Here is a 5,809-nt window from a genome sequence, read left to right as displayed (position 1 = left end):
TTCGGCTTCATGGGCGGTTTCCTGATCTGGACCCTCGCCCTGACCGGCAGCGCCATCGCCCTCCTGCGGCGCGCTCATGTCCCATGGATCATCATCGTCACGGGCCTGCTCAGCACAGCAGGACTTTATAACATGCTGGTGGGCCAGCTCGGCTTGCTGACCGGCGCCATGTTCATCGCCGGTCTTGCCCTCATCGAAACCGAGCCGTCCCTGTCGGGAGCCATCCTCGGCGCGATCATTCTCAAGCCGCAAGCCGGGCTTCTCGCCCCGGTCACCCTCCTGGCCCGCCGCCGATACCGCCCGATCGTGACCGGCGCGATCATGATCGCTCTCCTCTGCATCGCGACCACGCTGATCTGGGGATGGTCGATCTGGCCAGCCTTCCTGCATTACGGCATGAAGGCTTCCCACCGGATTCTCGTGGCGCCGTTCCCCACGTTGTATGAGCAGAAAGGCGCCTCCGTCTTCTGGATGCTCCGCAGTCTCGGCGGCTCCGTCACCGCGGCCTGGGTAACCCAGACCATCAGCGCGCTGGCCGCGATCGTCCTGTGTTTTCAGGCCTGGCGTCGCCCGACCAGTGATCGAACCGCCCTGATCGCGTTGACCGTCACGCTCACCCTCCTCGTCACCCCCTATGGCTACACGACCGACATGGCCGGATTCTCGATCATGGTCGCCTGGCTCGCCTGGGAGCGCCAGCGCCTCGAAATCGCCGACGTCCTGATGTGGATGTGGCCGGCACTCTGCCCCGTCATCGCCATCACGCTTCACCTGGAACTCACCCCCCTGATCCTCATCCTCGCCGCCGCCCGCGCCTGGAAGCGACTCGACGGAATTGGCACCACCGCCCCCGCGTGCTACCCCGCAATGGTCTGAAACCGGCGGATTTCCATCATGAGCGACACCAGCGACTTCCTGCGCGAAGCCGAAGCGCGCGGCTTCATCTTCCAGTGCACCGATCTTGAGGGTCTGCGCGAAGCGATGCGCGCCGCACCGATCGCCGGCTATATCGGCTTCGATTGTACGGCGGACAGCCTGCATGTGGGTCACATGACGCAGATCATGATGCTGCGCCTCCTGCAGAAATATGGTCACAGACCGGTGGCCGTGCTCGGTGGCGGCACGACGCGGATCGGCGATCCCTCGTTCCGCGAGGAGGCGCGTCAACTGCTGACGGACGCGCAGATTGCGATCAACCTCGCCGCGATCAAGCGCAACATCGAAACCTTCATGAGCTTCGGCCAAGGCGGCAACGATGCCATCCTGGTTAACAACGCGGAATGGCTCGACAGGCTCGGCTATATCGATCTCTTGCGTGAGGTCGGGGTCCATTTCAGTGTCAATCGCATGCTCTCGTTTGACTCCGTCCGAAACCGGCTCGAACGGGAGCAGGGGCTGACCTTCCTCGAATTCAACTACTCGATCCTGCAGGCGTTTGACTTCCGCGAACTCAACCGCCGTTACGGTGTGACCCTGCAGATGGGCGGATCGGATCAATGGGGCAACATCGTCCAGGGAATCGACCTCGTCCGTCGCACCGAGACCAGGCAGGTCTTCGGTCTGACCGCCCCGCTGCTCGCCACCGCCTCCGGCGTCAAAATGGGCAAGACCGCCGCCGGCGCCGTCTGGCTCTCCGCCGAAAAACGATCCCCCTTCGACTACTGGCAGTTCTGGCGCAACACCGAGGATGCCGATGTCGGTCGCTTCCTGCGCCTGTTCACCGATCTGAGGCTCGACGAGATCGCCCGGCTCGAAACCCTCGGCGGCGCCGAGATCAACGAGGCGAAAAAAATCCTCGCCACCGAGGCCACCACGCTCTGCCATGGCCGCGCCGCCGCCGAAGCCGCCGCTGAAACCGCACGGCGCACCTTCGAGACCGGCGAGGCCGCCATCGACCTGCCGGGAATCGACATCCCCCACGCCGAACTGACCGCGGGCGTGCCGGCCATCGCCCTGTTCGTCCGCACCGGCCTCGCCACCAGCAACGGCGAAGCCCGCCGCCTGATCCGCGGCGGTGGCGCGCGGCTGAACGACGCCCCGATCACCGACGAAGCCCAGACCATCTCACTCGCCGACCTGATCGATGGCGTCGCGAAACTCTCCGCCGGCCGCAAGCAGCACCGCCTGGTTCGCGCCGGATGATCGACAGCCCCTTCGTGATCCCCGATCAGCCCAGCGCCGCCGAAGCCATCGCGCATCTGCACGATGAATTGTTCCTGTTCGACGACTGGATGGATCGCTACCAGTTCATCATCGAACGCGGCCAATGCCTGCCGCCCTATCCTGATGCCCTCAAGACCGAGGATCGGCTGGTGCCGGGTTGCCAGAGCCGGGTCTGGCTTGAACCGATACGCCATGAGCGGAAACTCTATTTCGCCGGCGCGTCGGATGCCGCGATCGTCGCCGGCCTGGTTGCCCTGCTGCTCGAGGTCTATTCCGGGCGCACGCCGGATGAAATTCGCGCGACGCCGGCGAGCTTCCTCAAGGAGTGGGGCCTGATCGGCGCGCTATCGGGCAACCGGGGCAATGGCGTCGCCGCCATGGCCGAGCGGATCCAGCGTTTCGCCGCGGCGGCATGACCCGCCCTCGCGGCAAGGGTCAGTGCCTGATTGCGCAGCAAGGGTCAGTGCCTGACCGGCGCCGGTTGATCCTGCCCCTCCCACACCGCCCGCACCAGATAGATCGGGCGCTGCTTGCTCTCCTCATACAGCCGGCCCAGGTATTCGCCGATCACGCCGAGGGCGAGGAGTTGAACGCCACCGAGAAACAGCACCGCGACCAGGAGCGACGGATACCCCTTGACCGGATTGCCATAGACAAGCTTGTTGAAAATCGTGATCGCCGCGTAGATGAACGCAAGGATCGAAATACTGAACCCCAGATACGAGGCAAGCCGCAACGGCGCGCTGGAAAACGACGTGATCCCCTCGATCGCGAAATTCCACAGCTTCCAGTAGTTCCAGGTGGTCGTGCCGGCATGGCGGGGCGCGCGATCGTAGAAGATGGTCGCGGTCCGAAACCCGACCCAGGCAAATAACCCTTTCATGAACCGCCGCCGCTCCGGCAGGCGCCGGAGCGCCTCGACCGCCGGGCGCGACATCAGCCGGAAATCACCGGTATCGGCGGGAATATCGACCTGACTCATCCGGTTGATCACCCGGTAGAACGCATGCGCCGTGGCCCGCTTGACCGGCCCATCGCCCTCGCGTGACTTGCGCACGGCGTTGACGACCTCATAGCCCTCGCGCCATTTCGCGATCAGCGCCGGAATCACCTCCGGCGGGTCCTGCAGATCGGCATCGAGCGGAATGACCGCATCGCCCCGTGCGAAATCCAGCCCGGCCGTCAACGCCGCCTCCTTGCCGAAATTGCGCGACAGATCGATCACCCGCACCCGCGGATCACGCGCCGCGAGGGCGACCAGCCGGGCCAGCGTATCGTCGCGGCTGCCATCGTTGACGCAGACCAACTCCCACGACTCACCGGCATCATCGAGCACGGCGCCGAGGCGCTCGTGCAGTACCGTGACGTTCGCCGCCTCGTTGTGAAACGGCACGACAATCGAGACCAGACCCGGCGATGTCAGAACCGGCACTCTGTCTGCCGCGGCCATGGCGTCCGACACAATCTCACGTTGATCCATACCTTGGTGCTTTGCCACAATCCGATCCGCTCGCACAGGGATATCATCGATCGAGCGCAAGGGGGCGCGTGGGGCAGGGTGCCGATCAGACCAGGCATGCCAGGGCCGCGATGTCGCGCAAACTGGCGGGCGGGTCGGGTCGGGTCGCGATGCCGTGACCGAGACGCTCGGTCAACGCGTGCCAAACCGCCTGTTCCGCGACATCACGCACCATGCCGCGTGCCGTGAAAAACGCGTCGGTGCACGTGGCGATCGTGACCGCGCGCTCGCTCTGGCCGCACAATGCCGCAAGACAGGCCATGCTTTCGCAGCAGATCGCGAGAAACACGTCGTCGCTCTGATCCAGCAGCAGCGAAATCGCCTCGCGGCCGGCGGCACGGGCGGTTTCGATCTGCCCGACCAGCAGCGCATAGGTGACGAGATTGGTCAGAGCGCTCGCGAGCAGCGCGTGATCGCCACTTTCCCGGCAGGTCTGCACGACATCGGTCGTTGCGGCGATCGCCTGATCGTAATGGCCGAGCGAGGCCTCGAAATCCGCGAGATTGATCGCCGACAGCCGGATGGTGACCGGGTCGTTGAAACGCTCGGCGATGCTGATCGCCTCCTGCCACAACTGGCGTGGCCTGGTTTGATCGCCGGCGTAGGAGGCGAGCGTCGCCAACCGGAGCAGAACGATGCCGCGATGCTTGTCCTGCGGCAGACGGGGCATCGAGGCGGTCACGAAATCGATATAGGGCTGCGCCGGCATCACATCGCCGGGCCGCGCGATCGCCCAGGCCAGCGCCATCGCGGCGCGGCAGGCGCGCACGGTATCATCGATCGAGCGGAACATCATGAAGGCGGTCCGGCAGCCCTCGACATCGCGGGCATCCCCCAGCGTGTAGCCGCCCGATGCGTACAGGCGGATACGCGCGACCTGGTCCAACGGGGTGTCCGGCGTGATCGCGGCGGCGGCCTGGGCCATCCAGTGCTCGTATTCGCGCCCGGTCAGGCCCTCGCGGTTGGCTTCCATCGTGCGCGCCAGCAGCGCGACACCGAGGCGGGCATCGCCTTGCGGGCCGAACGCCCAGGCGAGTGCGGCGCGCAGATTGTCGATGTCGGGTTGATAGGTGGCGCGCCAGGCGTCCGTCTCGCAGGTCGGCCAGCGGGCTTCGGCCTCGCTGAACACGCCGATCAAATACCGGGTCAAGCCCTGATACGCCGCATCGACCTCGCCCGCCGCCGCCAGTCGTTCCAGCGCATAGGCGCGGGTGGAGTCGAGCAGACGCACCCTGGCGTCGTGCCCGGACAACGGCAGGCGGGCGATCAATGATTGGTCGAGCAGGGCGGAGATCAGATCGAGACCGTCGTTGGGATCGAGCGGCGGCATGCCGATCACCGCCTCGGCGGCCGCGACGGTGATGCTGCCGGCGAACACCGCGAGCCGGCGGAACGCGATGCGTTCGGCCTCGCCGAGCAGATCGTGGCTCCAGTCGATCAGGGCGCGCAGGGTCTGCTGATGCGCAAGCCCGGTGCGCGAACCGCCGGTGAGCAGGCGGAACCGGTCATCCAGCCGGTCGAGCAGTGCGGCCGGGCTGAGCAGGCGAAGCCGCGCCGCCGCCAGCTCGATCGCCAGCGCAAGCCCATCGAGCCGGTGGCAGATCGTGGCGACGATCGGGGCGTTCGCATCGTCGAGGATAAATTCCGGCTGAACGAGCCGCGCCCGATCGACGAACAGGCGAACCGCAGTTGACTCGAACGCCGCCGCGGCGCTGAGGGTGCCGAGCTGATCCGCCGTGGGAACGTCGAGCGCTGGAACCTCGTAGCGTTGCTCGCCGATGAGGCCCAGCGGCGCCCGACTCGACGCGATGATGCCGATGCCCGGACATTGCGCCAGCAGCGCCGCCACCGTCGCGGCGGCGCCGTCGATCAGATGTTCGCAATTGTCGATGATCAGAAGCAAGGTCCGTGTGCGCAGACTGGCTGCGACCTGATCGATCACCGGCCGGTTGCTCTCCAGGCGGACGGCGAACAGCCGGGCCAGCGCCTCGTCGATCTGGGCCGATGTGGTGAGGGCCGCGAGTTCGACGAACCAGACGCCATCGCCGAAGCGACCGAGCGCCTCGGCGCCGATCTGGAGCGATAACCGGGTTTTGCCGATGCCGCCAGGACCGAGCAGGGTGATCA

The 5,809-nt window shown here is 66.1% G+C and carries 5 protein-coding genes; 3 read left to right on the top strand and 2 right to left on the bottom strand.

The features are described 5' to 3' along the window. The 3 genes from ACP5E6_RS15630 to ACP5E6_RS15620 form a co-directional block, all read left to right on the top strand. Window positions 1–876, top strand: an 876-nt coding sequence (locus tag ACP5E6_RS15630; RefSeq protein ID WP_427955576.1) for a glycosyltransferase family 87 protein, incomplete at its 5' end; no start/stop codon positions are given. Window positions 877–894: 18 nt separating this feature from the next. After that, window positions 895–2,142 carry a tyrosine--tRNA ligase gene (tyrS, locus tag ACP5E6_RS15625; RefSeq protein ID WP_427955574.1) on the top strand — a complete coding sequence of 416 codons (1,248 nt, stop codon included), beginning with the start codon at window positions 895–897 and terminating at the stop codon, window positions 2,140–2,142. Then, on the top strand, window positions 2,139–2,579 hold the full coding sequence (locus ACP5E6_RS15620) for a SufE family protein (RefSeq protein WP_427955571.1): 441 nt from the start codon (window positions 2,139–2,141) through the stop codon (window positions 2,577–2,579). Before tyrS ends, ACP5E6_RS15620 begins: the two co-directional genes overlap by 4 nt. A 44-nt stretch (window positions 2,580–2,623) precedes the next feature. Here ACP5E6_RS15620 and ACP5E6_RS15615 read toward each other — a convergent pair whose 3' ends face one another. Both ACP5E6_RS15615 and ACP5E6_RS15610 read right to left on the bottom strand, forming a co-directional pair. Continuing rightward, window positions 2,624–3,613 carry a glycosyltransferase family 2 protein gene (locus tag ACP5E6_RS15615; protein WP_427955579.1) on the bottom strand — a complete coding sequence of 330 codons (990 nt, stop codon included), beginning with the start codon at window positions 3,611–3,613 and terminating at the stop codon, window positions 2,624–2,626. Between the two features lie 115 nt (window positions 3,614–3,728). Continuing rightward, window positions 3,729–5,809 (bottom strand): ATP-binding protein (locus tag ACP5E6_RS15610; RefSeq protein ID WP_427955569.1); only part of this gene is annotated, 2,081 nt, incomplete at its 5' end.

The organism is Acidiphilium sp., assembly GCF_049977125.1.
Classification (GTDB): domain Bacteria; phylum Pseudomonadota; class Alphaproteobacteria; order Acetobacterales; family Acetobacteraceae; genus Acidiphilium.
Note: the sequence above shows the minus strand (reverse complement) of the source record. Positions and strands in the feature narration are given on the sequence as shown.

What these genes read in the sequence shown, in the direction of transcription:
- ACP5E6_RS15620 (WP_427955571.1), top strand. Translation starts at nt 2,139, where the DNA reads ATGATCGACAGCCCCTTCGTGATCCCCGATCAGCCCAGCGCCGCCGAA.
- ACP5E6_RS15615 (WP_427955579.1), bottom strand. Translation starts at nt 3,613, where the DNA reads ATGGCCGCGGCAGACAGAGTGCCGGTTCTGACATCGCCGGGTCTGGTC.
- tyrS (WP_427955574.1), top strand. Translation starts at nt 895, where the DNA reads ATGAGCGACACCAGCGACTTCCTGCGCGAAGCCGAAGCGCGCGGCTTC.